General features: G+C 39.4%; 20 protein-coding genes and 1 tRNA gene. 7 read left to right on the plus strand and 14 right to left on the minus strand.

The window, feature by feature from the left end; genetic code table 11:
* Window positions 1–242: 242 nt before the first annotated feature.
* Window positions 243–2,528, minus strand: coding sequence for an NADP-dependent malic enzyme (locus ME5_RS02730; RefSeq protein ID WP_008038176.1), 2,286 nt, complete (start codon window positions 2,526–2,528; stop codon window positions 243–245).
* 263 nt (window positions 2,529–2,791) lie between these two features.
* Between ME5_RS02730 and mutS the strand changes: the two genes are divergently transcribed.
* Window positions 2,792–5,527 (plus strand): DNA mismatch repair protein MutS, encoded by a 2,736-nt coding sequence (mutS, locus tag ME5_RS02735; RefSeq protein WP_008038177.1) that lies wholly within the window; start codon window positions 2,792–2,794, stop codon window positions 5,525–5,527.
* A gap of 122 nt (window positions 5,528–5,649) precedes the next feature.
* On the opposite strand, the gene ME5_RS02740 is transcribed toward mutS, so the two are convergent.
* The 6 genes from ME5_RS02740 to ME5_RS02765 form a co-directional block, all read right to left on the minus strand.
* Complete coding sequence (locus ME5_RS02740) at window positions 5,650–6,822, minus strand: thiolase family protein (protein ID WP_008038178.1); 1,173 nt, start codon at window positions 6,820–6,822, stop codon at window positions 5,650–5,652.
* Window positions 6,819–8,375: an AMP-binding protein gene (locus ME5_RS02745; RefSeq protein WP_008038179.1), complete on the minus strand. Its 1,557-nt coding sequence runs from the start codon at window positions 8,373–8,375 to the stop codon at window positions 6,819–6,821. The genes ME5_RS02740 and ME5_RS02745 overlap by 4 nt, the downstream gene beginning before the upstream one ends.
* A 151-nt stretch (window positions 8,376–8,526) precedes the next feature.
* Window positions 8,527–10,365 carry a dihydroxy-acid dehydratase gene (ilvD, locus tag ME5_RS02750; RefSeq protein ID WP_008038180.1) on the minus strand — a complete coding sequence of 613 codons (1,839 nt, stop codon included), beginning with the start codon at window positions 10,363–10,365 and terminating at the stop codon, window positions 8,527–8,529.
* 141 nt (window positions 10,366–10,506) lie between these two features.
* Entirely contained in the window at window positions 10,507–11,142 is a 636-nt protein-coding gene (gene bluB / locus ME5_RS02755; RefSeq protein WP_008038181.1) for a 5,6-dimethylbenzimidazole synthase, read from the minus strand.
* A 374-nt stretch (window positions 11,143–11,516) separates the two neighbouring features.
* Window positions 11,517–11,592, minus strand: a tRNA-Ala gene (locus ME5_RS02760).
* 131 nt (window positions 11,593–11,723) lie between these two features.
* On the minus strand, window positions 11,724–12,107 hold the full coding sequence (locus ME5_RS02765; protein WP_008038182.1) for a TIGR02300 family protein: 384 nt from the start codon (window positions 12,105–12,107) through the stop codon (window positions 11,724–11,726).
* 290 nt (window positions 12,108–12,397) lie between these two features.
* Here ME5_RS02765 and aroA point away from each other — a divergent pair, with 290 nt between their 5' ends.
* The 3 genes from aroA (at window position 12,398) to rpsA (ending at window position 16,320) form a co-directional block, all read left to right on the plus strand.
* Window positions 12,398–13,726: a 3-phosphoshikimate 1-carboxyvinyltransferase gene (gene aroA / locus ME5_RS02770; RefSeq protein ID WP_008038183.1), complete on the plus strand. Its 1,329-nt coding sequence runs from the start codon at window positions 12,398–12,400 to the stop codon at window positions 13,724–13,726.
* Window positions 13,723–14,370, plus strand: a complete 648-nt coding sequence (gene cmk, locus ME5_RS02775) for a (d)CMP kinase (RefSeq protein WP_008038184.1) — start codon at window positions 13,723–13,725, stop codon at window positions 14,368–14,370. Before aroA ends, cmk begins: the two co-directional genes overlap by 4 nt.
* 249 nt (window positions 14,371–14,619) lie before the next feature.
* Complete coding sequence (gene rpsA, locus ME5_RS02780; protein ID WP_008038185.1) at window positions 14,620–16,320, plus strand: 30S ribosomal protein S1; 1,701 nt, start codon at window positions 14,620–14,622, stop codon at window positions 16,318–16,320.
* 504 nt (window positions 16,321–16,824) lie between these two features.
* Here rpsA and secB read toward each other — a convergent pair.
* Window positions 16,825–17,301: a protein-export chaperone SecB gene (gene secB / locus ME5_RS02785; RefSeq protein ID WP_008038186.1), complete on the minus strand. Its 477-nt coding sequence runs from the start codon at window positions 17,299–17,301 to the stop codon at window positions 16,825–16,827.
* Window positions 17,302–17,421: 120 nt separating this feature from the next.
* A complete protein-coding gene (locus tag ME5_RS02790) occupies window positions 17,422–17,928 on the minus strand; it encodes an FxsA family protein (RefSeq protein WP_008038187.1) in 507 nt (168 codons plus the stop codon).
* A gap of 179 nt (window positions 17,929–18,107) precedes the next feature.
* On the opposite strand from ME5_RS02790, the gene ME5_RS02795 reads away from it, so the two are divergent.
* From ME5_RS02795 to ME5_RS02805, 3 genes are read left to right on the plus strand one after another with little or no spacing between them, the layout of a single operon-like run.
* A complete protein-coding gene (locus tag ME5_RS02795; protein WP_008038188.1) occupies window positions 18,108–18,800 on the plus strand; it encodes a Tim44/TimA family putative adaptor protein in 693 nt (230 codons plus the stop codon).
* Between the two features lie 58 nt (window positions 18,801–18,858).
* Window positions 18,859–19,437: a Smr/MutS family protein gene (locus ME5_RS02800; RefSeq protein WP_008038189.1), complete on the plus strand. Its 579-nt coding sequence runs from the start codon at window positions 18,859–18,861 to the stop codon at window positions 19,435–19,437.
* A complete protein-coding gene (locus tag ME5_RS02805; protein WP_008038190.1) occupies window positions 19,437–19,799 on the plus strand; it encodes a helix-turn-helix domain-containing protein in 363 nt (120 codons plus the stop codon). Before ME5_RS02800 ends, ME5_RS02805 begins: the two co-directional genes overlap by 1 nt.
* Window positions 19,800–19,923: 124 nt before the next feature.
* Here the strand turns inward: ME5_RS02805 and ME5_RS02810 are convergent, their stop codons facing one another.
* From ME5_RS02810 to ME5_RS02830, 5 genes are all read right to left on the minus strand, one after another.
* Window positions 19,924–20,892: a DUF1402 family protein gene (locus ME5_RS02810; protein WP_008038191.1), complete on the minus strand. Its 969-nt coding sequence runs from the start codon at window positions 20,890–20,892 to the stop codon at window positions 19,924–19,926.
* 118 nt (window positions 20,893–21,010) lie between these two features.
* Window positions 21,011–23,089, minus strand: a complete 2,079-nt coding sequence (locus tag ME5_RS02815) for a transglycosylase domain-containing protein (RefSeq protein WP_008038200.1) — start codon at window positions 23,087–23,089, stop codon at window positions 21,011–21,013.
* Between the two features lie 384 nt (window positions 23,090–23,473).
* Complete coding sequence (locus ME5_RS02820) at window positions 23,474–24,496, minus strand: Hsp33 family molecular chaperone (protein ID WP_008038202.1); 1,023 nt, start codon at window positions 24,494–24,496, stop codon at window positions 23,474–23,476.
* 278 nt (window positions 24,497–24,774) lie between these two features.
* On the minus strand, window positions 24,775–25,701 hold the full coding sequence (gene argF / locus ME5_RS02825; RefSeq protein WP_008038203.1) for an ornithine carbamoyltransferase: 927 nt from the start codon (window positions 25,699–25,701) through the stop codon (window positions 24,775–24,777).
* Window positions 25,702–25,704: 3 nt separating this feature from the next.
* Window positions 25,705–26,910, minus strand: coding sequence for an aspartate aminotransferase family protein (locus tag ME5_RS02830; protein ID WP_008038205.1), 1,206 nt, complete (start codon window positions 26,908–26,910; stop codon window positions 25,705–25,707).
* Window positions 26,911–26,982: the final 72 nt, after the last annotated feature.

A 26,982-nucleotide genomic window follows, 5' to 3' on the forward strand; every position in this document is an offset into this window, starting at 1 on the left:
CCTATAATGTATCATGGTCTTGAGAATCTCGTAGAAAAAAATTATAAAAATTTCTCCTATGAATTTAAATGTCAATTTTCAGCTGATTGATAAAGAGCATAACGCATTGAAAAGTGTTATTGCACCTTTTGATCAATCCGATGGATTACCTTTATAATTTCGATTGTGTTGATCTTTCTTAAGAGATCAATAAAAAAGCCACGGTTTCGCCGCGGCTTTTGAAAGTGTTTGATATCTTGTTATTAAGATTTAGCATTATAAGCACTAAAGGCTGCCATTGTTACGATATCCGCGTCACGTGCGTCAAGCGGAACAATTTGAACAGATTTTTCAAGACCGATTAAAATAGGACCAATAAGCGTCGCTCCACCTAATTCTTGTAACATTTTGCTAGCAATTGATGCAGAATGATAGCCTGGCATCACAAGAACATTGGCCGCTTCTTTAAGTCCCATAAATGGATATTGTTGCATGAGTTTTGGATTAAGAGCAACATCGGCGCTTATTTCACCATCAAAAGCAAAATCCACATGGCTTTCTTTTAAAATATTAACTGCTTCTTGAATACGATGTGCGCCTTCGCCTTTCATGTGGCCAAAGGTTGAAAAAGCAAGGAGCGCCACATTCGGCGTATAACCCATAGTTTGAGCAAATTTTGCGGCCTGTTCACTTATTTTGGCGAGTGTTTGCGCATCGGGATGTTCGTGGATTGCGCAATCGGCGATAAAGACTGTCCGCCCACGACAAGTAGCAATAGTGATGCCGATCACGTTTTCATCGTTTTTAACATCAATAACTTGGCGAATATCCGCAAGCGCTGTTTCATAATTGCGTGTGACACCAGTAATCATGGCATCAGCATGGCCAAGCGCGACCATACATGCGGCAAAATAATTGCGATCATTATTAATAGCGCGATGACAGTCTCGCGAAAGCCAACCCTTACGTTGCAATTTTTTATAAAGATAATCTGCATAAGTATCTTTATGTTCACTCAAGCGTGCATTCACAAGACTGATATTTTCACGTTTTAAATCAATACCAGCTGCCCGTGCGGTCTTTTCAATTTGATCTTCACGACCAATAAGAATTGCTTTACCTAACTTTTGGTGCACAAAGGACACCGCCGCACGCATAACTTGCTCTTCTTCCCCCTCGGCAAAAACAATGCGTTTGGGATTTTCAATCACGCGGTTATAAACACCACGCATTGTTGCTGCCATAGGATCACGCCGTGCTTTCAGATCTCGTTCGTAGGCTTGCAGATTTTCAATTGGTTTTCCTGCGACACCGCTATCCATTGCAGCCTTGGCAACAGCGGTTGGAATGGCTGAAAGCAAGCGTGAATCAAATGGAACAGGAATAATATAGTTTTTACCAAATTTTAATTGGCTAGAATGATAGGCTTCAGCAACGTCATCAGGTACTTCTTCACGCGCAAGCTCTGCAATGGCTGTTGCTGCAGCAATTTTCATGTCTTCATTGATAGTTGAGGCGCGTACATCAAGCGCTCCTCGAAAGATGTAAGGAAAACATAAAACATTATTGATCTGATTAGGATAATCAGAACGTCCCGTAGCCATAATGACATCGTTACGTATATGAGCAACTTCTTCTGGTGTGATTTCTGGATCAGGGTTTGCCATAGCAAAAATAATGGGATCTTTTGCCATGGATTTAACCATATCCGCAGTAAGCGCGCCTTTAGCGGAAACACCAAAAAATACATCTGCTCCATCCAGAGCTTCTGCTAGAGTTCTTTTATCTGTTTTAACAGCATGAGCAGTTTTCCATTGGTTCATTCCCTCTTCACGGCCTTCGTAAACGACACCTTTGGTGTCACATAAAGTGACATTATGTGGATTGAAGCCCATGGCTTTAATAAGTTCTATACACGCAATACCTGCTGATCCAGCGCCATTGCAAACAAGTCGGGTGTTTTGCATGTCACGATTGGTAAGGTAAAGGGCATTGATAAGACCAGCCGTTGCAATGATTGCCGTGCCATGTTGGTCATCATGAAAAACAGGAATATTCATAAGTTCGCGCAAACGGCTCTCAATAATGAAGCAATCTGGGGCTTTAATATCTTCCAGGTTAATGCCACCAAATGAAGGACCAAGATAACGGACGGCATTGATAAATTCGTCAACATTGTACGTATCAATTTCAAGATCAATAGAATCAATGTCGGCAAATCGTTTAAATAAGACGGACTTGCCCTCCATAACGGGTTTTGATGCTAATGGGCCAAGATTCCCTAGCCCTAAAATAGCTGTGCCATTAGAAATAACGGCGACAAGGTTGCCTTTAGCTGTATAATCATAGGCTGCAGAGGGATCGTCGGCGATCGCCTTTACAGGCACAGCAACACCTGGTGAATATGCCAGTGATAAATCATGCTGTGTGTCCATAGGCTTTGTCGGTATAATTTCTAATTTACCCGGCCTTCCACGTGCATGAAAATCAAGTGCTTCTTGTTCCAAATTACTGTTAAGAGATTTTTCTGACATATTATTTTTATGCATTTTCTTTCATTTCTATCTATGGTCGAAGATGATGATATTTTATTCAGGTAGCTGTGTGCAATGAGAAGTTTTGATTTGCGTTCTTTCAATCATTGTGATGATTTAGAACGGTTAAGTTTTTACATATGTTTGATGGATAATGATGATTTTTAATAAAGTAAACTTAAAAACTGACATAAGATTGATATGGATAGACAATACTACTTCATTAAATTTGTTTGCAATACTTTCAATGTGAAAGACCAATAGTGTGGTGAGAAAAATTGAAAAACGAACAGACAAACTTAAATATTAATTTTGAACAAGATGCAAGTCTAAGCAATGAACGTAAAGAACGTTTAACGCCTATGATGGAACAATATATCGAAATCAAAGCGGTGTATAGCGATTCGATGTTATTTTATCGCATGGGTGATTTTTATGAATTGTTTTTTGATGATGCACAAGAAGCTTCACAAGCTTTAGGAATAGCGCTGACAAAACGAGGAAAACATTTAGGTGAAGATATTCCAATGTGTGGTGTGCCTGTTCATGCCGCGGATGATTATTTGCAAAAATTAATTTCCCTTGGGTATCGTGTTGCAATTTGTGAACAAACAGAAGATCCACAAGAAGCCAAAAAACGTGGACCTAAATCCGTTGTGCGTCGCGATGTTGTGCGATTGGTAACACCTGGTACCTTAACTGAGGATAAGTTGCTTGATCCTGCAAGCGCAAATTATTTGATGACGTTATCACGTTTGAAAAGAGATGATCAGGATCAATTTGCACTTGCTTGGATTGATATATCGACAGGTATTTTTCGTGTTGCTCAAACAGATAATGATCGTGTTTTGGCAGATATCATGCGCATTGATCCTAAAGAACTCATTGTAGCAGAATGTGTTTATCATGATAAAGACATAAAAGCGCTTATTGATGTTTTAGGGCGTCTCATTGTGCCACAACCCGACAGTCTTTTTGAAAGTACAATGGCAGAGCGAGCAATTTGTGATTATTATAATCTGTCAACGATTGACGGCATTGGTGATTTTAATCGCAGTGAAATTGCCGCCATTTCAGCAACCATACGATATATTGAAAAGACACAAATTAAAGAACGTCCTGCTCTTATGCGTCCTGAGCATGAAAATACGAATACGACACTTTTTATCGATCCTGCAACGCGCATCAATTTAGAGCTTGCGCGCACATTGTCCGGTCAGCGTGAGGGAAGTTTGATAAAAGCTATTGATCGAACGGTGACAGGTAATGGAGCGCGTCTTTTGAGTGAGCGGCTCATGGCACCATTGACGGTTTCAGCAAATATTGATGAACGGCTTAATTCTGTTGCTTTTTTTCTTAATGAAACTCTTTTGGCAGATGCGGTTCGCACGTCTTTAAAAGGTGGCCCCGATATGGCTCGTGCATTGTCGCGTCTTGCACTTGGTCGTGGGGGGCCGCGTGATCTGGCGGCTATTCAGCGTGGTTTTGAAATTATTGGTGAAATCAATGCCCTTTTAGAAACATGTCTTTTGCCACAGGAACTAAGAGACGCACAAAAAATATTACAAACCTTGCCTGTTGCGCTTTATGATCACTTAGATCGATTATTAGATGATGATTTGCCGCTTTTAAAACGTGAGGGTGGTTTTGTTCGTTCGCATTATCATCAAGAACTGGATGAATTAAGGGGGCTTCGTGATGAATCCCGCCGCATTATTGCGCAATTGCAATTGCGATATTGTGAAGAAACGGGTGTTAAAGCCTTAAAAATCAAGCATAATAATATTTTAGGCTATTTTATAGAGGTCACGGCCTTGCAGGCGGGTGCTTTATGTAACAGTAATGAAGCAAAAGCACGTTTTATTCATCGCCAAACGATGGCAAATGCCATGCGTTTTACTACAACAGAACTGGCGGAACTTGAAAGCCGCATTGCCAATTCTGCTGAACGTGCTTTAGCGATTGAGCTCACACTTTTTGACACTATCGTTGAAGAAATTGTTGCCAAAGCTGATTTTATCAGAAAAGCAGCACAGGCTTTGGCTCTTTTAGATGTCTCTATAGCCCTTGCACGACTTGCAGAAGAACAGGGCTATTGCCGTCCAAAAATTGACCAGTCTTTATCCTTTCAGATTGTTGCAGGTCGTCATCCCGTTGTGGAACAGGCATTGCGCAAACAGGCGGCGGATCCTTTTGTGGTAAATGATTGTTGTCTTTCGCCACAAAAAGAGGGTGATTATGGTGCTATTTGGCTGCTGACTGGGCCAAATATGGGTGGAAAATCAACTTTTTTACGCCAAAATGCGCTGATTGCTATCATGGCACAGATGGGGTCTTTCGTGCCTGCTGGATCAGCTCATATAGGTGTGGTTGATCGACTGTTTAGTCGTGTTGGCGCCTCTGATGATTTGGCGCGCGGTCGCTCAACATTTATGGTTGAGATGGTAGAAACGGCAACAATTCTTAACCAAGCGGGTGAACGGTCAATGGTGATATTGGATGAGATTGGGCGCGGAACATCAACATTTGATGGTCTTTCTATTGCTTGGGCGGCTGCCGAATATCTTCATGAAGTTAATCACTGTCGTGCAATTTTTGCAACGCATTTTCACGAAATGACATCTTTGGTTGAAAAATTAGAACGTCTTGAAAATGTAACGATGAAAGTCAAGGAATGGAATGGAGATGTCATTTTTCTCCATGAAGTGGGGAAAGGAGCGGCTGACCGTTCTTACGGTGTGCAAGTGGCCAAACTAGCAGGACTTCCTGATGCAGTGGTGATGCGCGCAAAAAATGTTCTTCATCAATTGGAAGAAGGAGAAATGGCTGGAAAAGGGCACAAATTGATCGATGATTTGCCACTTTTTTCGGTAACATTATCGCAAAGTACAAAGAATCATAATTCTCAGATATCAAAAATTGATGCCGCCTTAAGAGCCGTTAATCCAGATGAATTGACACCTAAACAAGCTTTAGAAGAACTTTATCGTCTTAAAATGCTTAGTGTTGCATAGATAAAAAGAAGTATCGTTTATCGTGTTATCGCAAAAAATAAAAAAAGGATGTACTTAACTCAATAAAATAGTTTTACGTTTTGAACTGATTTTAATGCTGGGTCATTCTTTGGAATATGGTTTTAAAGGTGCATGGGTTTGAACAATGCTGATAGCCCCATGCCGCCACCAATTCCCATTGTTGCTAAACCTAAAGAGGCATCAGACAGATCTTTCATCTGTGCCAACAAACGTGTGACCAAAATAGCGCCTGACGCACCAAAAGGATGACCAAGTGCAATCGCCCCTCCATGTTGATTAACCATAGAAGAGTCAAGATTTAATTGATCAAGACTTGCCAGAACTTGTACAGCAAATGCCTCATTAAATTCTATGATGGTTAGATCCCTTAGCTTGAGCGAAGCTTGTCTTTTAAAAAGTTTTTGAGTGGAAGCTACAGGGCCAATACCAAGAAAATTTGGATCAACACCTGCCACGGCACTATCGATAAAGCTTAAAACATGCTTTGCGCCCACTTCACGTGCTTTTTGTTGTGATGTCACTAATGCCATGGCGGCTCCATCATTGAGTGGACAAGCATTACCTGCTGTTACAGTACCACTTTGGCAAAAAACAGGTTTTAAGCGTGAGAGTGTTGAAAAGGAAAGTCCTTCTCTTATAGATTCATCTTTTTGAATAAGACCAAGCGATGTTTGGACTGGTATGATTTCGTCTTCAAAAATATGATTTTTTAACGCTTTCATTGCTCTTTCGTGACTTTGTAAGGCAAACGCATCTTGCCTTGCGCGCGAAATTTCAAATTTTTGTGCAATATTTTCTGCGGCTATCCCCATGTCAGGATCACCAATTTCATCAGGTGAAAAACGCGCTCTTTTATAAAATTCTGGTGTATCGCTCAGTCTTTTTGGGCGTTTTATACGCCAAGGAGCGGTACTGATACTTTCTGCGCCACCTGCCAAATAAAAAGAACCTGCTCCTGCCTCAATAAGCCGACATGCTTGAATGATGGCTTCAAGCCCTGATCCACATTGGCGATCAACTGTTTGACCAGCTACATGAAAGGGTAAACCAGCACTAAGAGCGGCAAGACGGGCGAGGTTTCCTCCACCACCAGCAGCATTGCCTATAATAACATCGTCAATATCATTCTCATTCACATTGGTGCGTTCTAAAAGAGATTTTATCAACGTGGCAGCAAGATATTCAACGTCAACCATGGCAAGTCCCCCATAAGCACGCGCAATTGGCGTGCGAAGAGCCGCAATGATAACAGCTTGATGAGCTTCATTTTTCATAGTTTTCGTAGGACCTTCGAATTTTTTTCGACCAGTTGTTTTACTTGCTCACGCGCGATTTTATCACTCCAAGTCATTGGCCATTGAGAAATTTGGTAAATATCTTTCGGCCATTTATATTGTGGTAAAAAGGCACGGCATGCCGTATGAATCTCGTTCGCACTATAAGATTTATCCGTCTTTAATGAAATGACGATAACCAGTTTTTCCCCATAGAGTGCATCTTTTTGCCCAAAAGCGATGACGTCATGAATGTCGTCAATTTGTTTGATGGCATCTTCTATTTCAGAAAAATAAATATTATTCCCTGCAGAGATCATCATTGTACCTTGTCGTCCTAAGATATGAAGGTTATCCTCATTATCAAGCATACCAAGATCACCAACACTTGCTCCCTCAGCTATTTTTCTAAATGATTGGTGTGTATCACCCCATAAATAGTGCGAAGCAACCAAGTCACTATCAACAAAGATTGTTCCGATTGTCCCATTGGGACATAAAATATTTTTATCATCGCGGATTGTAATTTTTACGCCTGGAAAAGGCTTGCCAACGGATGACATAGACGTATTTCGGGATAGTTTTTCTTCAGTCAAAGTATTGATTGAAACAAAACTTAATTCTGATGCCCCATAATATTGAAGAATTTTGGCATTTGGAAAAAATTTTTTTGCCTGTTTAAAATGGTCTTTATCAAATTTTGCAGCACCACTCATGAATTGGCTTAAACGTGGAAAGACAGTTTTTTTTAATTCTGAAGCATTGCTGAGGAGCGACAACATTGTCGGTACACCAATAAAGCGGTCACAATTTGTTAAAAGCTTTGCAATATTCTTTGGCTTGAATTTTTGAGTACTATAAAATCTTTGTCCCATAAAAAAAGCTTCTGCCATCGCATAAAGGCTGACTCCGTGAACCAGTGGCCCTGGTGCTAAGCAATTTTGTTGCTTTTTAAGATTAAACACATCCTGTCCTCTTTGCAAAGAGTAACGCCAGCTATTACGAGTTCTGATAAACGCTTTTGGCATTCCTGTTGTGCCTGATGTAAAGCCAATAAAAAAAGGATGATCAGGCAAGTTTTCGATACACTTGTCATCATATTGATTTTCTAAAAAACGTTCGTAAGAATGATTAGGATGATTAGTTTCATCAAGGAAAAGGACATTATGTGCCTTCTCAAGAGCAAGACTGGCAATTTGAGTATGATCTTTTTCACAAATGACAAGATCTGGTTTGAGACGTGTTAAAACTTCACGCATTTGTATTTTTGGTGTTTGTGTTGATAAAAGTGCAATGCAATGAGGTGAGGCTGATGCCCCTGTAAAAATTTCTGCAAAGTGAAAATGATTGGGCAAGATTGCCAAGACAAGACGACCTTCTTCACTTAAGCCGTGACATTCACAATTTTGGCGTTTCAGTGTTTTGAGGGCTTGGCGAAAGCGCGAAGCGCGATTAAAAAGTGTCGCATAATTCATACTCTGCCCATCAATATTGAAACAAAGCTTTTGCGGCATATTGTGTGCATGTTTTTGCACAGCATCAATAATCGGCATCAATCTTTCCTATAAAATTATCAATCTTTTAAAATAATCGTTTTGAAAACTTTTTTATGATGACATAAAAACTTTATAAAATAAAAACAGCTTCACTTTAAATATCAAAGTAAAGCTGTTTGTAAGATATAAATAATATTTTTTTTAAATTTTAAATTTGGCGCACTGCACCTTTTGCAGCCGATGTCGTCATCGTAGCGTAAGCTTTCAGTGCTTTAGAAACTTTACGCTTACGCACTTCTTCAGGTTGCCATGCATCTTTGCCTTTTTCTTCCATTTTTTCACGGCGATGGGCAATTTCACTATCATCAACTACAAGATGAATTTTTCTGTTTGGAATATCAATCTCAATTATATCGCCTTCTTTTACCAGACCGATAGTGCCTCCTTCAGCGGCTTCTGGAGAAATATGCCCAATGGATAGCCCTGATGATCCGCCTGAAAAACGACCATCAGTAATTAATGCACAGTCTTTTCCTAATCCTTTTGATTTTAAATAGCTGGTTGGGTACAACATTTCTTGCATGCCCGGTCCCCCACGGGGACCTTCATAACGGATAAGTACAATGTCTCCAGGTTTTATTTTGCCGTTTAAAATTGCCAATACTGAAGAATCTTGACTCTCAAATATGCGTGCGGGTCCTTTAAATGTTAAGATTGATTCATCAACACCCGCGGTTTTAACAATGCATCCATCTTCGGCTAAATTACCATAAAGAACAGCTAAACCACCATCTTGCGAGTAAGCATGATTCTTTGCGCGAATGACACCTTTTTCACGGTCAAGATCCACCGTTTCATAACGTTTGGATTGACTGAAAGCCGTTTGGGTTGGAACACCACCAGGTGCTGCACGATAAAACTCATGAATTGTTGGATCATTAGTTTGTTTTACATCCCATTTGCGCAAGGCATCTTTCAATGTCTTTTCATGCACTGTATAGGTTGAATTATCAATGAGACCTGCGCGATCAAGTTCGCCCAATATGGCCATAATTCCTCCTGCACGATGGACATTTTCCATGTGTATATTGGCAATAGCTGGAGCAACTTTACATAAAACAGGAACATTGCGTGACAAACGATCAATATCAGCCATCGTAAAATCAATATCGCCCTCTTGTGCCGCAGCAAGAAGGTGAAGGACTGTATTGGTCGAGCCGCCCATTGAAATATCAAGGGTCATAGCATTTTCAAACGCTTTCAGTGAGGCAATATTACGAGGCAATATAGTTTCGTCATCATTTTGATAATAGCGTTTGGCAAGTTCAACAATACGATGTCCAGCCTCTTCAAAAAGGCGGCGGCGATCAGAATGGGTTGCAAGTGCAGAACCGTTGCCAGGCAATGATAGTCCTAAAGCTTCTGTCAGACAATTCATCGAATTTGCTGTAAACATACCTGAACATGACCCACATGTTGGACATGCAGAACGTTCCATTGCGCTAATTTCAGCATCACTATTATTATCATCAGCCGCAGCAACCATCGCATCAACAAGATCAACAGAAATGTCTTTGTCTTTCCAAGTGATTTTGCCTGCTTCCATTGGACCGCCAGATACAAAAATGGTTGGAATATTCAACCTTAAAGAAGCCATGAGCATTCCTGGCGTAATTTTATCGCAGTTGGAAATGCACACCAAAGCATCTGCACAGTGTGCATTAACCATATATTCTACAGAGTCGGCAATAATTTCACGCGATGGTAAAGAATAGAGCATACCATCATGACCCATGGCAATACCATCATCAACAGCAATAGTGTTAAATTCCTTTGCTACACCACCAGCATTGGCAACTTCTAAAGCAACCAATTGCCCCATATCTTTAAGATGGACATGACCGGGAACAAATTGGGTAAATGAATTGGCAATAGCGATAATTGGCTTTCCAAAATCGCTGTCTTTCATGCCTGTAGCGCGCCATAAGCCGCGTGCACCTGCCATGTTGCGACCATGGGTAGAGGTTCTTGAGCGATAAGGGGGCATTGTTATTTCCTTGAAGTAATCTAAATTTTATTATGTTTTGCGCCAATTCACAGTTAAAGGCAAGACGATTGTATTTTTTCTTATCAGAATTGGCTGATATCTTTGTTATAATATTATATATAATAAATATTTTTCGTAATATTATTGCTTATATTTCAACCATTCTTCCTGAAAAATCACGTCATTGAGAGGCATGCGTCGCCGCCAGCCTTTTTCTTCCAATTCAGGTTTATCGTAAAAATGGCTAACATAGCCCAAACAAAGATAAGCAATAATAGTAATTGATTCGGGGATCTTTAAAAGAGCGCGTAATTCACTTTCACAATAGATTGATACCCAGCCCACACCAATATTTTCATATCGTGCTGCAAGCATGAGATTTTGCACAGCACAGGCGCAGCTATAGGCTGACATTTGCGGATTATGATAGCGTCCAAGTCCACTTGCGCCATCCCGTTTATTTTCACAGGTGATAACAATATTAAGCGGTGCTTTCACAATTCCTTCTAGTTTTAGTGATTGATAAAGTTGTTGTTTTTTATCTTTAAAAAGAGTTGCTTCTTGAAGTTGTGCCTTTTTAAAGATGTTTTGAACATTTTTTTTTCGTTTTACATCACGGATAAGGATAAAATTCCAAGGTTGTTGAAAGCCAACAGAAGGGGCATGATGAGCCGCATCTAAAAGACGCATTAAGGTTGTCTCATCGATCGACTTTGGTAAAAACTCATCGCGAACATCACGCCGTTTTTTTATTAGAGCATAAATATCGTCACTCATATTCAAGAGATTCGCTAACAGATCATTACAATTTTGGTCATTATTTGTAAATTTTGATCCTTTTAAAGATTGTAAGTGCTTTATAATTTTAGTTTAAGGATTTGATCTTGATAATTTTTTAAAGGCGGGCAACAGTTATGAACATTTGATGTCTCTTTTTAAATATATGACTGATCTTTCTATTAAAATTAAGTGAATTAATAGACATAAACGCGCATGACAAGCATGGTCAATGCTATAACGACAATATGACTTTTGTAGATGGTTTGTACATTTGAGAAAAAAACTAAAACCGCTATTTATTCAATATGAGCAATGTTTCATTGAGCGTCATTGTCAAAAGAAGTGACTTAAATTTTAAGAAGATAGAAAAATGGTGGAGCTAAGCGGGATCGAACCGCTGACCTCTTGCATGCCATGCAAGCGCTCTCCCAGCTGAGCTATAGCCCCAAATTCATAAAATGATTTGGTCAAAAAACTTTAAGCAAACTTTTAGGTTTCTTAAAGCTTGCAAAGAGGAAGATCAAGAAGAATTTGTACTCTTTGATAAATGGAATACAAATTCTTCCTTTTATTTGTTCTTATTCGTCGTCGTTAGAAATACCGCCGCCAAGTATGTCGTTGACATCGTCATTTTCATCGTCATCATCATCTGGCAAAAAGGCATCATCACCATCATCACCAAGATCAATATCATCGTCGCCAAGATCAGGAAGGTCATCATTGCCTTTTGTCTCATCATCGGCATCTTCGAGAGAAATGAATTCAGGTTTTTCTAATGCGGTATCGAGCTCTTCTGCTTCCACTTCCTCTTCTTCACCCTTAGCCTCAGCAGAAGCTTCAAAATAAGAGCGTGGATACGAAATGCCCGTATAGGGCGAAATAACAGGATCGCGATTAAGATCGTAAAATTTTTTGCCTGTTTCTGGATCTATACGTTTGGTTCCAAGTTCAGGTTTTGCCATGGACCGTGCCTCTTTAGTTGATCGAGCTATTTTCTTCTTATAAACTTATGCTTAAAAAAGAAAATAAGCCGTTTGCCTTATGCAGTACATTTTCAAAGCAGAACCGTGTTCTAATTGCAAATGAAAATGCGAAATGGTTACATTAAAAAATCGTTTGTGGTGCTTAAGCGCAAAATGACTCATTTGTCAAAGATAAAGCGCAAATTTTACGCGTATTTTCTCATGACGTAAACAATTCTGTATGCTAAACCACTCTTGATTTTTATAATGAATGATAAAATTAGGGTGTCATGCAAAAACTAATAACCGCTATTGCAGAAAAATCTGAAGGACTTAAAGGACATGTTCGTATTCCTGGTGATAAATCCATATCCCATCGTGCTTTTATGTTTGGTGGTTTGGCAAGTGGGGTAACGCGCATTACTGGTTTGCTTGAAGGGGACGATGTTATCCATACAGGCAAAGCCATGCAAGCAATGGGTGCTAAAATTGCGAAAGAGGGTAATGTTTGGATCATTCATGGAACAGGAAATGGCTGTTTGTTGGAAGCACAAAACCCTTTAGATTTTGGTAATGCGGGAACAGGCTCACGCTTAACAATGGGTTTAGTTGGTACCTATGCTATGAAAACCAGTTTTATTGGCGATGCATCTTTGTCAAAGCGCCCAATGGGGCGTATTCTTGATCCATTAAGATTAATGGGTGTTCAAGTTGAAGCCTGTGAAGGGGATCGTCTGCCCTTGACTTTAAAAGGCCCTCATATGGCTTCTCCAATATCTTATCGCGTTCCAATGGCTTCTGCTCAAGTAAAATCAGCCGTGCTGCTTGCTGGTTTAAATACACCAGGTATTACAACAGTCATAGAACCTATCATGACACGCGATCATACAGAAAAAATGCTTGTTGGATTTGGTGCGGCTTTAGAGATAGAGACAGATAAAAACGGTGTGCGTCATATCCATTTGCAAGGTCAAGGACAACTGATAGGACAAATTATTGACGTTCCAGGAGATCCCTCATCGGCAGCTTTTGCTCTTGTTGCGGCTCTTATTGTTGAAGATTCAGATATAACCATTGAAAATGTTCTATTAAATCCAACACGGATAGGTTTAATCGACACATTGCTAGAGATGGGAGCAGATATTCATTTTATCAATCAGCGACAAACAGGTGGTGAGGATGTTGCCGATATTCGTGTGCGCTCATCACAATTAAAAGGGGTAACAGTTCCTAAAGAACGTGCGCCATCTATGATTGATGAATATCCAATTTTAGCTGTTGCTGCTGCTTTTGCTGAAGGTGACACACATATGGAGGGTCTGGAGGAATTGCGTGTTAAGGAGTCTGATCGTCTTTCAGCTGTAGCGCAAGGTTTGAAAATAAATGGGGTGTCCTGCAAAGAAGGGGATGATTTTTTAACGGTTACAGGCGCAAAAGATAGAAAAATATTGGGAGGTGGTACGGTTATCACTCATCTTGATCACCGTATTGCGATGAGTTTTCTTGTTTTTGGTCTTGGTAGCGGTAAGCCTGTGAAAATTGACGACAAACGCATGATTGCTACAAGTTTTCCTGAATTTATTGATGTAATGGTTCAATTAGGGGCAAACATACAATGAGCACATTTGTCATTGCAATTGATGGACCCGCTGCATCTGGAAAAGGCACTTTGGCACGAAAAATTGCGGATCATTATCATTTTCGCTATCTTGATACAGGTTTAACATATCGCGCGGTTGCCGATGTGCTGATGAGAGAAAATATCGCATTGGATGATGAAGAATCTTTGGTAGAAATAGCGCATCATCTTGATTTTTCTGCACTTGATCGGACGCATTTATCCGATCATAAAATTGGGGAAGTGGCCTCAAAGATTGCGGTTTTTAAAAAATTACGGCAAACATTAGTGCACTTACAACGTCAATTTGCTCAAAGCAATGACGGTGTTGTTCTTGATGGTCGCGATATTGGGACCGTGGTTTGTCCCGATGCCAATGTAAAATTATACATCAGTGCATCTGCTGAAATCAGAGCTCAGCGTCGTTATAAAGAGTTACGATCAAAAGGTTTCCAAGCCAATTATGACAATATTTTAGCAGATTTAAAAAAACGCGATGAGCGGGATATGAATAGAATCGAAGGGCCATTAAAGCCTGCTGATGATGCGCACTTGCTTGATACAACAAAATTAAGTATAGAGGCAGTGTTTGAAGACGCTTGCTTATTGATTGATCCACTCTATCACGTAGTTTGCGAAATATAACACCATAATTATCGAAATGCTTAGCGGCTTTCATAATGGCAAAAAGAATTGGCATTTGGAATAAGCAACAGCTTTTAACAAAATTGAACTGTTAAGCGCTGAACGGCTGATTGATAATATTAAAAATTTGTGTTTTTTCTGCCTTTGCGCCAAAAAATGCCTGCTGAAATGTAGGAGGTGGAAAGCACATTGTTTTAACACCAACCTGGCGCATGTGTCTATATATAACGGCACGTTTTAGGAGTTTCTATGTCACAATATAATCCCACAACAGCGGATTTTGAAGCCCTTTTGGCAGAATCCTTTCAAACAAATGATTTGGCTGAAGGTTCTGTTGTAAAAGGCCGCATCATAGCAATTGAAAAAGATATGGCGATCATTGATGCTGGTTTAAAAGTAGAAGGTCGTATTCCTTTAAAAGAATTTGGTGCCAAGGGCAAAGATGGTTCATTAAACCCGGGTGATGAAGTCGAAGTTTATGTTGAACGCATTGAAAATGCCATGGGTGAAGCCGTCTTATCGCGCGAAAAAGCACGTCGCGAAGAAAGCTGGGTTCGTTTGGAAGAAAAATTCAATGCAGGTGAACGCGTTGATGGCGTAATTTTCAGTCAGGTCAAAGGCGGCTTTACAGTTGATCTTGATGGTGCAGTTGCATTTTTGCCGCGCTCGCAAGTGGATATTCGTCCTATTCGCGATGTCACACCTTTGATGCATAATCCACAGCCATTCGAAATTTTAAAAATGGACCGTCGCCGTGGCAATATTGTGGTATCACGTCGCACAGTACTTGAAGAAAGCCGTGCAGAGCAGCGTTCAGAAATTGTCCAAAATCTTGAAGAAAATCAAATTGTTGATGGTGTTGTTAAAAACATCACAGATTATGGTGCTTTTGTTGATCTTGGCGGTATTGATGGTTTGTTGCATGTGACGGATATGGCTTGGCGTCGCGTGAATCATCCTTCAGAAATTTTGACAATTGGTCAAACGGTAAAAGTTCAGATTGTTCGCATCAATCAAGATACCCATCGTATTTCCTTAGGCATGAAACAGCTTGAAAATGATCCATGGGATGGTATTGGTACTAAATATCCAATCGGCAAAAAAATCACTGGAGCTGTTACCAATATTACCGATTACGGAGCTTTTGTTGAAATTGAACCCGGTATTGAAGGTTTGATCCATGTTTCAGAAATGAGCTGGACGAAGAAAAATGTTCACCCTGGAAAAATTCTTTCAACATCTCAAGAAGTCGAAGTGGTCGTGCTTGAAGTCGATCCTTCAAAACGCCGTATTTCTCTTGGACTAAAACAAACATTAGAAAATCCTTGGACTGCCTTTGCAGATAAGTTCCCTGTCAATTCACAAGTTGAAGGTGAAGTGAAAAATAAAACCGAGTTTGGTTTATTTATCGGACTTGAAGGTGATGTTGACGGTATGGTTCACTTGTCTGATCTTGACTGGAATCGTCCTGGTGAGCAGGTGATTGATGACTACAATAAAGGTGATATGGTTAAAGCCATTGTTCTTGATGTAGACGTTGAAAAAGAGCGTATTTCTCTTGGTATTAAACAGCTTGCAGGCGATAAAGTTGGAGAGGCAGCTGCTTCTGGCGATTTACGTAAAGGTGCAGTTGTAACATGTGAGGTAACAGGCATTAATGAAAATGGTGTTGATGTTAAATTGATTGATCATGACATTGAAACCACTATTCGTCGTACAGATCTTTCACGTGATCGCGATGAACAACGTCCTGAACGCTTTACCGTTGGTCAGAAAGTTGATGCGCGTGTATTGAGCTTTGATAAAAAAACACGCAAACTTTCCGTTTCCATCAAAGCACTTGAAATTGCTGAAGAAAAAGAAGCGGTAGCTCAATATGGCTCAACAGATTCAGGCGCGTCGCTTGGTGATATTCTTGGTGCCGCTTTGAAAAAACAAGGCGATGACTAAAAATAAAGTACAATTTCAATAGCCACTTTTATAGTAATACATAATAATTTAAACCCGCTTTGAATGGCGGGTTTTTTATTACTAATTTTTTCTAAATTGCCTCGCGTATATTCACTCACATAAAGATGAAACCAGACAAAATGTCATCTCACGCAGCAATGAGAGAAAATATTGAAGAAGCATATGTGTATGTAAAAAATAATATTAATAGGTTCTATATGACTATGCATGTCAGTATTATTGTGATGATTGACTGATAAATTTTAAACTATCATCAATATAAAAGGTAAAATTTACAAATAATATATGTACTATAAGTATATTTATATAAGTTTTTTATTTTAATATAAATTGGTATGATATTTATTGTATTATTTAATTTTTTAAAAATAAATTTAAAACTATATATAATATAAATTTATACCTAATGTTTATTTTTATGTATGATAAAATAAAACCATCCCCAAAATATGTTGGGAATGGTTCACTATTAAAAATTGACGATTAAGAAGGTTTGCTCTGCGCCTTAGCTTGTTCTTCAGCAATACGTTTTTGAAAAAGACCTGCGAAATCGATTGGGTCAATCATCAAAGGTGGAAATCCACCATTACGCGTAGCTTCAGTAACAATTTGGCGCGCAAATGGGAACAAAAGTCTTGGGCATTCAATAAAGACAAGCGGCATCAAATGTTCTTGTGGAATATTTTTAACTCGAAAGACACCGCCATAAACGAGTTCAACATTGAATAACATATCTTTGCCTTCACCAGCTTTAGCAGAAAGGCTTAAAACGACATTGTAGTTATCATCGCCGATGGGATCGGCATTAACATTAATGCCTATATCAATTTCTGGCGCCTTGTCACGAGGACGCAAAGCGTCTGGTGCATTAGGGCTTTCGAACGAAAAATCTTTAAGATATTGCGTTAAGACTGTAAAAACTGGCGCTTCGCCTTTATTGTTTGCGTCACCTTCGGCCATTTGAAAAACCTTCTTTTATAATTGATAGCTTCACCATCAGGGTTTAAAGATAGTCTTGGCTATCATGTTGTGCCTCATCTTGCAAGAAAAGCTGAACGTGTTTTCTTCTTTTCCTATTGTTTAAGGGAGACGACGATTATCATCATCTTGGCGCCATGGTGATTTATTTGGATCAGAACGATGATATTCATCGTCATGAAGATTAATAATTGTCTCATCATCTTGCTTTATATCACCATGATAAGTTGTTTTAACCTGTATTTTCTTTGTAATAAAATGCCAAATTAAATGACGAATTGGCGGTATGAAAAGAAGTATTCCAAAAATATCACTGACAAAACCCGGAATAATAAGAAGAATAGCCCCAATAATTACAAAGGCACCGTTACCTATGGTGCGATTAGGCATGTGCCCAGCCGCCAATTCATTTTGTAAGCGCGTCAGCAGAGTAAGTCCTTGTATGCGTAAGAGAATGCATCCAACAAACATGGACAAAATTATAAGGCCAAGTGTTGCTAATACACCAATCTTACGTCCAACAATGATAAATCCCGCGATTTCAATAAATAATGCGGCAAAAAATAATAAACCGGCAAAACCGGGTTTGACTCTATAAATATGTTTCAACGGTTTTTTCCTTTTACGAATTCTTTATTTTGCACCATATTAATTACAAATTGCGACTTTATAGAGAAAATGCATAGCAAAATTTGAATGATCGTACTGACTGCTCTATATGTTTAGAAGAATTTTCGCTATGATGATATGGCGATGTATGAAGTTTTTATGAAAGATTGGCTGTCCTGATGGAATTTGACATTGTAATGGTTTTGGCGTTGATTGCGGCTGTTGTGGTTTTTCTTCAATTGCGTAGTGTTTTAGGAAAAAGAACAGGTTTTGAAAGACCTCCACTTGATCCGTATGCGCAGAAAAAACAAAATGAAGCTGATAATGTTTCTTCGGCTGATATTGTGGAATTGCCAAAACGTGAACAGCGAGAGCCAGATGATTTTAAAGATATTGACCGTTTTGCGCCAATAAACAGTGATTTGAATAAGGGGCTACGTTCGCTTCGTAAGAGTGATCCTTCATTTGCGCCACAATCTTTTGTTGATGGTGTGCGTGTAGCTTATGAAATGATTGTCACTGCGTTTGCAAATGGTGATAAAAAATCTTTAAAACCTCTTTTGGCCGCTGAGGTTTATGATGGGTTTTCTGATGCTATTGATATACTTGAAAAAAATAATGAAAATGTAAGCTTTACTTTTGTGGGTATCAATAAATTAGAAATGATCACTGCGCAAATGGTTGATAAGGAAGAGCAAATCACAATGCGTATTGTGAGTGAAATTATTTCAGCAACCTATCAGAAGGATGAAACATTAATTGATGGTGATCCTGAAACGATTGTCGAGATTACTGATGTTTGGACATTTGCACGGCCGTCTCAATCCAATGACCCAAATTGGAAGCTTATTGCAACACAAGATGAAGAATGATTTTTATCTAGGATAAAAAATTAAATGCATATGAAAGATTTGTGGTGTAAACGCAAAAATGACACGCAAAGGAAGCAACGACAAAACGTATCCATTAAATGTGCATGATCGTATCTTATGGGATGCGGTTAAACGTACCGCAACGCCTTTACACCATTTAGAAGAAACACAAAAAGACAATAATGTCTTTGTGACTGGTTTTTATGATTTTCGTGATAAAACGAAAATCATAAAACCTGATCCATCAAAAAATAATAAAGAAGTGCTTACGAAAAATACACGATCAGTCAATCCGCTCCATCCTCTTGATAAGACAACACAACGTAAATTAGCCAAAGGGCGTCTTCACATTGAAGGACGGGTTGACCTTCACGGATTATATCAAGAGGAAGCTTATTCTTTACTTTTAAGTTTTTTAAACTCTGCCCATCAAAAAGCCCTGCGTTATGTTTTGGTGATTACTGGAAAAGGAAGATCATCAGGAGGAAACGGTGTATTACGTCAATCTGTGCCACAATGGTTATCGACAGCACCATTTCGTCAATATGTTGTGTCTTATGAAGATGCGGCCCTTACTCATGGAGGTAAGGGGGCTCTTTATATTCGCTTGAGGCGAAATGTGAATGGAAAAGATTAATGACACCCTTTGGTCTTAAAATAAGAGAATTACGCCAAAATAGAAACATTAGTCAAAAGAAAATGGCCAATGATATTGGTGTATCACCAGCCTATTTGTCTGCTTTAGAACATGGTAAAAAAGGTCAGCCCAGTTTTGTAATGGTGCAACGCATCATTACTTATTTTAATATTATATGGGATGAAGCGGATGAATTGATCAACCTTGCTGGAAGGTCACACCCAAGAGTTGTTATTGATACATCTGGTTTAAGCAGTGAAGCAACGCTTTTTGCCAATCGTTTATCAAAAGAAATTAATCGTTTATCTAAAGAAGAGATTATCATGCTTATGCACATTTTAAATCAGTCATCAATGACGTAAATCTTTCTCAATTTTTTATTTAAACGTTATCAGAAAAATAAATATTTATTACTACAGCATTTTTTTAAGGATTTTGGTAATTGATCTCAGAAAAATATATCAATGTGATAATTTATCGCAATGCTTAGAATAGTTTTTTAAGATCGTCTATTTTCGAATTAACGAACCAACCATAATAATTTTCTTCAGGTAGACGTATTTTTTGACCGTTTTTAACGGCGCGCTTATTGTCATCGGCAAGGATTTTTGCGCGTGCTTGCGCGCCACCAGTATTGTATAATGTTGATGTTAGACCTGGATTTTTGGAAATATCAAAATCAGCAATTTGACGATATGCGTCGATTGATTGCCGAATTGTGGCTGCAATATAGGGAATTGTTAAATCAGGATCCATAATGGTTTTATAGACTTGCCCACCATTATCAGCTGACAGTTTAGGAAGACCGGAAATGCGATTAACACGGTCAGACATTTTCAAAGCTGTTAAAGGGTTGACTTGCCCAAGACCAAATGTTTGTCCAGCATAAAAGGGTTGAAAAAAAACAGCGCTAAAACGGTTATCTGGATATTTTACGCCTTCAACTGTTTTTCCTCGAAAATCTTTGTCCCATATATCTTCACGGCATGTCCACAATCTGTAACTATCGTTCAAACTTGTGCATAGAGAAAATTGTGGTCGTTTTACAAAAGTTGTAACATCTTCTCCATTATAATTAAAGCGAACACCCTGTTTGATGTATGATATACCTTTGACATAATAGGTTTGAAGACGATCATAGACATCGACATTATAGGTATGTTCACCAATGATTGCACCAGCAATATGTATAGGATCAATGCCATATGTTTTCGCTGTGGCTTTTATCCGTGCGCGTAATTTGTCATCATTTTTTATGAGATGATAGATTTTATCATATTTTGAGGCATAACTTGTGGCCAATTCTCGCGTACGTTTGGCTGATGCATGAGGAATAGGAGGTTGAGTGTTATGACGATTGCCCTCAGGCACCACCATAATGGCATTCGCCTCAGCAAGTAAGATTTGAGTGAAACATGATAGAGATAATAAGGCAATCATACATAATTTTTTCATCGATATGCTCAAGTTCACACCTTTAATTAACCATAAACGTCTCTTTTCATAGAAAACGATGGGCGTGAAGTCGAGTGAAAAACTTAAAACGCGCACATATTTATTATTTAATCGCGATTTATCTACCACGCAATATGTCTAGTAATGTGCGTTTTTTGTGTGGTGAAGCTTGAGCACGATTATCAATTGCATTTTGTTGAGCCCAATATATATCTTGATTATTCCTTTCAGGTGAGGGATAGGGCGCTAATGGTTGATCGCTATCAGGTAAAATGTCGCTGCCACCAGGGATCGCATTTTCAAGATGGTAGTTGCCCGGTAATGGTGTTATGGGGAGCGATTTTTCTGCAATCGACATATAGGCTTTCCACGCTTTTACTGGCAAAGATCCGCCCGATACCGTTTTCATCGCCGCACCATTATCATTACCAAACCATACACCCGTAACATAATCAGCGGTATAGCCAATAAACCACGCATCACGAAAATTCTGACTTGTCCCTGTTTTACCTGCGGCGGGCCTTTGAATGTTGGCATGTCTGGCTGAACCATTTTCAACAGTTTGTGCTAACATGGCATTCATCATACCCACAATATTCGGATCAATGACGCGTACTGCGGAAATATCACCAAAGTCATAGAGAATTGTACCATTTTTGTTTGTAACGCGGCTAATGAGGCGTATTTGGGGTTTATACCCGCCATTGGCAAAAGGAACAAATGCGCCTGTCAATTCCATTAAGCTGACTTCTGATGTGCCTAATGCAATAGATGCATTGTCAGATAATGCTGAATGGATGCCAAGTTTATGAGCGACTTCAATCACTTTTTGTGGCCCCACTTCCATAATTAATTGAGCAGCAACAGAATTGAGAGAATGGGAAAGTGCGGTTGTCAATGTCACCATACCTCTATATTTTCCACCATAATTCTTTGGTGTCCAATTGCCAATTTTAACAGGCGCATCATTGCGCACAGAATTTGGCGTGCGACCATCTTCAAGTGCGGCAAGATAGACAAAGGGTTTGAAGGTTGATCCAGGTTGACGCTTTGCATCTACAGCCCGATTAAATTGGCTTTGCGCATAATCCACTCCGCCAATCAAAGCACGAACGGCACCGCTTCGGTCAATAGAGACTAAAGCTCCTTGGCTGACATTGCGATTTTTTCCATTTTCAGAAATTTGATCGCGAATAGACGTTTCTGCTTCTTTTTGTAATGTCATATCCAATGTGGTTTCAACTACAATATCCTCGTCACTTTCTCCTATAAGAAAGGGCAATTGTGCCACCACTTGATCAGCAACATAATTTTCTGCCCCTGTCCAATAAGAAGCAACAGGTGACACAGGTTCTGTCTGAGCAATTTGTACTTGTTTGTTGTCAATCATGCCTTCTTCACGCATAGCGTTTAAAACAAGCTTTGCCCGTTCATGTGCAGCTTCTGCGTCGCGTGCAGGCGAAAGACGCGAAGGTGCCTTCAAAAGCCCTGCTAATGTTGCGGCTTCCATGAGATCAACATCTTTAGCTGATTTGTTAAAATAACGCCTTGAGGCGGCTTCTACACCATAGGCACCTGAACCAAGATAAACCCGATTAAGATAGATTTCGAGAATTTGATCTTTGCTATATTTATGTTCAAGCCAAATAGAAAGTAGGGCTTCTTGTATTTTTCGTTCTATGGTGCGTTCAGGTGAAAGAAAAAGATTTTTTGCCAATTGTTGTGTGAGTGTTGATCCGCCCTGTTTGCTGCCACCGGGTGTGATATTTGCCAAAAGTGCACGAAGAATACCAATCGGATCAATCCCTGGATGATCATAAAAACGGCGGTCTTCAATCGCAATAACAGCTTTTGGAATCCAAGCGCTCATTTCATGAAGAGACACGGCCTCTCCACCTGTGGTGCCACGATTGGCAATTAAAACACCATGACGATCAACAATGCTCACATTGGGTGGGCGTTGTGGGATATCCCAAGTTGATGCTTGCGGCATTTTTAAAGCGACATACCCAACATATCCAACAATAGCTACGCCTGCCCACATCCCCAAAATGAGGCTGTATTTAAAAAATAAACGAAAAAAACCTTTTTTGGGGTTTTTAGGTTTTTTTTTGCGTGTTGATGAATTTTTGCGCGATGAAACTTGTTTATATTTCTTTTGCGGTGGCACCGAGCGATCATTATGGGTTACGCGCATGTCTTGCGCCCCCTCTCTTTATAGAGTTCGCAAAGTTTAAAATAAAATACCATAAAATTATCTTCAAAAATGAGTACACTGCTATTGATTAAAATCTAAATGAGGCAGTTTAATGAGAAGTAAACTGATTTGAAATTTTATAGTATTGAATAAAGGTACTTTGAAGCAAAATTACGAAAGAAACTGCATAAAATTTGGTGAAGGCATTTTATTATTGAAAAAAATAATCAAAATGCGACTCTTGTTGTTAACAAAAAAATAAAAAGAGCGAACCTGTTCAATCACGACTATTCACTGCGTTTATTGTTAGGCGTAAGAGCATATTGATAATAGGCAATAATACATAATGCGTATAATTTCACGATAATCTATCGTTTTTAAGCTTTATGAAATGTCATTATTTTTCTTATCATCGTCGTTATTTTGTGAGGAACCAAGTTTATCAGGATCAAAATGATAGACAGATGAGCAAAACTCACAAGAGACAGTAATTTCACCATCTTCAATGCTTTCTTGCAACTCATCTTGATTAAATCCTATCAATACATTTTCAATTTTCTCGCGTGAACATGAACAACGATCAATGATTGGCGTTGCATCAAAAACACGGACACCATGTTCATGAAATAGGCGAAACAGCAATCTTTCAGCACCAATATGAGGATCAGTCATTTCTGCGCTTTCAACTGTATGTGTAAGGGCAATCACTTCGCGCCAATGATCATCCAGAATTTGTTGATTTTGCTTTTCGTTTTCTCCTTCATGAAAGGATGATTGTGGCAAAAATTGTGTGAGCATACCACCAGCACGCCAACTTTGTTTTGGTGCCCCTTGTTCATCACGATCAAAAAGTGTGGCAACAGCCAGTCTTATATCTGTCGGAATTTGTTCGGATTGTAAGAAATAATTGCGCGCAATTTCTTCAAGATTTGACCCATCTAAAGCAACAATTCCTTGATAACGTTGCATATGAGAACCTTGATCGACTGTCAGTGCCAGTGTGCCTTGGCCAAGTAATTGCTCAGGCGCTGTTTGTCCATCTGATATGGCTTGTTTAAGCCGCTCTTCGTCAAAGCGCGCATAACCGCGGATTTGTGAAGGGGTCTGAAAATCACAAACAAGAAGATTAACAGGTCCATCAGAACTTGTTTGAAATATAAATTTACCGTCAAATTTTAAGGACGTCCCAAGAAGAACTGTTAAAACCAGCGCTTCCGCTAAAAGGCGTGAGACAGGTTCAGGATAATTATGGCGTTCCAATATAGAATTAACCGCCGCACCCAATTGTACAGAACGCCCACGAGCATCCAACCCTTGTACTTCAAAAGGAACAACCGCATCATCGCCTGCAAAATGAAAGTCGCCCAAGCGGATAGCATCTTCACCTTTACCAAATTGTTCACTCACGGTGATTTCCTTTTTGTCTCTAACAGCTGTAATTTATTTCTTCCTGCGACGATATTTCCATTACGAGATATGAAAACAGTCTGATAGGTCAATGAAGTATACAAGACTGATCTTATTCAATTTTAACCAAACGATTGAAGTTTATCTGCATTAAAATCATCATGAATGATGACATCATTTCAATGTTAATAAATTCTCGTTTTAATTTTGATAACAAAATGTGTTTTGAAAACGCATCTGTAAATTTATAGTGTTATGCTTATAGATAGGTGAAAAAATTAATCGTTCAAGCACCATGCAAGGATAGCCTTTTGTGCGTGAAGACGATTTTCTGCTTCATCAAAAACCACAGAATGTGGGCCATCAATAACGGCATCAACAACTTCCTCACCGCGATGGGCTGGCAAACAATGCATGAAAAGCGCATCTGGTTTTGCATGTTGCATAAGCGCTTCATCAACACAATAGGGTTTAAAAACCCTATTGCCGCGCGCGCGAAATTCTTGCCCCATCGAAACCCAAGTGTCCGTCACAATACAATCAACATTATTTGCTGCTTCTTGCGGATTATGTGTCAAAAAAATATGCGCACCGCGCTCACGAGCCCAACTCACATAACGTTGTTCTGGTTCACTACCAGCGGGTGTGGCAATATGTATATTAAATTTGAAAAGTGCGGCAGCTTCAATCAAAGAATGTAAAATATTATTCCCATCCCCCATCCATGCAAATGTTTTTCCCTCTATTGGTCCTCGATGTTCTTCAAAAGTTAAAACGTCAGCCAAAATTTGGCATGGATGCGTATCATCCGTTAAAGCATTGATCACGGGAACTTCGGCATGTTTTGCGAGATCTAGCATACGTTCATGAGCGGTTGTGCGAAAAGTGATAATATCGACAAAACGCGATAAAACCCTTGCGGTATCTGCTATGGTTTCGCTATGACCAAGTTGCATTTCAGAGCCTGTCAACATTAAGGTTTCTCCACCCAGTTGGCGCATTGCTACGTCAAAAGAAACTCTGGTGCGAGTTGACGGTTTTTCAAAGATCATCGCTAAGGTTTTACCACAAAACATAGCCTCACGATGTCCGGCTTTTAAAGCTGCCTTCATACTTTTTGCGTGCTCTATTATAGCACGTGCTTCATGGCTTGATAATAGAGATAGATCCGTAAAATGCCGTATTTTTATTAGGTCCCGCGTCATAATTTAAACCTGTTTTTCTTTTTTGGAATGAGAAATGCGTGCAATTGCTGCTTCAATGCGTTGTAGACCATCATGCAAGTCATCTTCACTGATAGTTAAAGGAGGTAAAAGACGAATAACATTATTGCCTGCACCCACGCTGAGCAATTTTTCTTCATGCAATGCTGTAATGACTTTATCACGAGGGATCACACATTTAAGGCCTGTTAAAAGACCAGTGCCTTGTATGGAACTTACAATGTCAGGATAGGTGTCAATAATAGAGGCCAAACCCTGTTTAAAAATATTGGACATGGCATTGATGTGATCAAAAAAACCTTCTTTTAAAATCACATCAAGCACTGCGTTTGCGGCAGCCATTGCAAGCAAATTGCCACCAAAGGTCGATCCGTGGGTGCCAGCTGTCATGCCCTTTGCCGCTTTTGCTGTTGCAAGGCATGCGCCAATAGGAAAGCCACCTCCAAGTGCTTTTGCCAAGGTTAAAATATCAGGTGTAACACCAGATAATTCATAAGCAAAAAGTTTACCTGTGCGTCCAATTCCTGTTTGTACTTCGTCAAAAATAAGCAAAATGTCGTGATCATCACATATTTGTCGTAAAAATCGTAACGTTTCATTTGGAACAATGCGCACTCCCCCTTCGCCTTGTATAGGTTCAATAAGAATAGCAGCCGTGTGTTTATTTAAGGCTTCTTTTAAAGCTTGTTCATCATTAAAGGGAACTTGGATAAATCCTTCAGCTTTAGGACCAAATCCTTCTAAGTATTTTTCTTGGCCACCGGCGGCAAGGGTTGCTAAAGTGCGTCCGTGAAAAGCACCTTCAAAAGTAATTATTTCATAACGCTCTGGATGGCCTGTTACATAGTGATAACGACGTGCTGTTTTTATGGCGCATTCTAAGCTTTCTGCACCAGAATTACAAAAAAAGACCTTATCTGCAAAGCTATGTGCACATAAAACTGACGCAAGTTTTTCTTGTTCAGGTGATTGAAACAGATTGGATATATGCCATAATTTTTCTGTTTGAACTTTAACAGCATCAATCAATTGAGGATGGTGGTGACCAAGCGCATTGACCGCTATACCTGAGGTGAAGTCAAGATAGTGTTCGCCTTTGTCTGAAATAAGCCATGCGCCGTTTCCTCGCACAAAACGCAAATCGACACGCGCAAAGGTATCATAAAGATGTTGCGTTGAGGACGTGGGCATGTATTTTCCTTTCATCTTTTTTGTTTTAAAATTTGCTGGGCTTTATAAATTTTGTTCTATTTTGCGCATTGT

It is taken from the genome of Bartonella tamiae Th239, from assembly GCF_000278275.1.
Lineage (GTDB): Bacteria > Pseudomonadota > Alphaproteobacteria > Rhizobiales > Rhizobiaceae > Bartonella > Bartonella tamiae.

What these genes read in the sequence shown, in the direction of transcription:
- ME5_RS02810 (WP_008038191.1), bottom strand. Translation starts at nt 20,892, where the DNA reads ATGAAAAAATTATGTATGATTGCCTTATTATCTCTATCATGTTTCACT.
- ME5_RS02805 (WP_008038190.1), top strand. Translation starts at nt 19,437, where the DNA reads ATGACACCCTTTGGTCTTAAAATAAGAGAATTACGCCAAAATAGAAAC.
- aroA (WP_008038183.1), top strand. Translation starts at nt 12,398, where the DNA reads ATGCAAAAACTAATAACCGCTATTGCAGAAAAATCTGAAGGACTTAAA.
- bluB (WP_008038181.1), bottom strand. Translation starts at nt 11,142, where the DNA reads ATGAGTGACGATATTTATGCTCTAATAAAAAAACGGCGTGATGTTCGC.
- ME5_RS02730 (WP_008038176.1), bottom strand. Translation starts at nt 2,528, where the DNA reads ATGCATAAAAATAATATGTCAGAAAAATCTCTTAACAGTAATTTGGAA.
- ME5_RS02800 (WP_008038189.1), top strand. Translation starts at nt 18,859, where the DNA reads ATGACACGCAAAGGAAGCAACGACAAAACGTATCCATTAAATGTGCAT.
- ME5_RS02795 (WP_008038188.1), top strand. Translation starts at nt 18,108, where the DNA reads ATGGAATTTGACATTGTAATGGTTTTGGCGTTGATTGCGGCTGTTGTG.
- ME5_RS02740 (WP_008038178.1), bottom strand. Translation starts at nt 6,822, where the DNA reads ATGAAAAATGAAGCTCATCAAGCTGTTATCATTGCGGCTCTTCGCACG.
- ME5_RS02830 (WP_008038205.1), bottom strand. Translation starts at nt 26,910, where the DNA reads ATGCCCACGTCCTCAACGCAACATCTTTATGATACCTTTGCGCGTGTC.
- secB (WP_008038186.1), bottom strand. Translation starts at nt 17,301, where the DNA reads ATGGCCGAAGGTGACGCAAACAATAAAGGCGAAGCGCCAGTTTTTACA.
- ME5_RS02765 (WP_008038182.1), bottom strand. Translation starts at nt 12,107, where the DNA reads ATGGCAAAACCTGAACTTGGAACCAAACGTATAGATCCAGAAACAGGC.
- cmk (WP_008038184.1), top strand. Translation starts at nt 13,723, where the DNA reads ATGAGCACATTTGTCATTGCAATTGATGGACCCGCTGCATCTGGAAAA.
- ilvD (WP_008038180.1), bottom strand. Translation starts at nt 10,365, where the DNA reads ATGCCCCCTTATCGCTCAAGAACCTCTACCCATGGTCGCAACATGGCA.
- rpsA (WP_008038185.1), top strand. Translation starts at nt 14,620, where the DNA reads ATGTCACAATATAATCCCACAACAGCGGATTTTGAAGCCCTTTTGGCA.
- argF (WP_008038203.1), bottom strand. Translation starts at nt 25,701, where the DNA reads ATGACGCGGGACCTAATAAAAATACGGCATTTTACGGATCTATCTCTA.
- ME5_RS02815 (WP_008038200.1), bottom strand. Translation starts at nt 23,089, where the DNA reads ATGCGCGTAACCCATAATGATCGCTCGGTGCCACCGCAAAAGAAATAT.
- ME5_RS02745 (WP_008038179.1), bottom strand. Translation starts at nt 8,375, where the DNA reads ATGCCGATTATTGATGCTGTGCAAAAACATGCACACAATATGCCGCAA.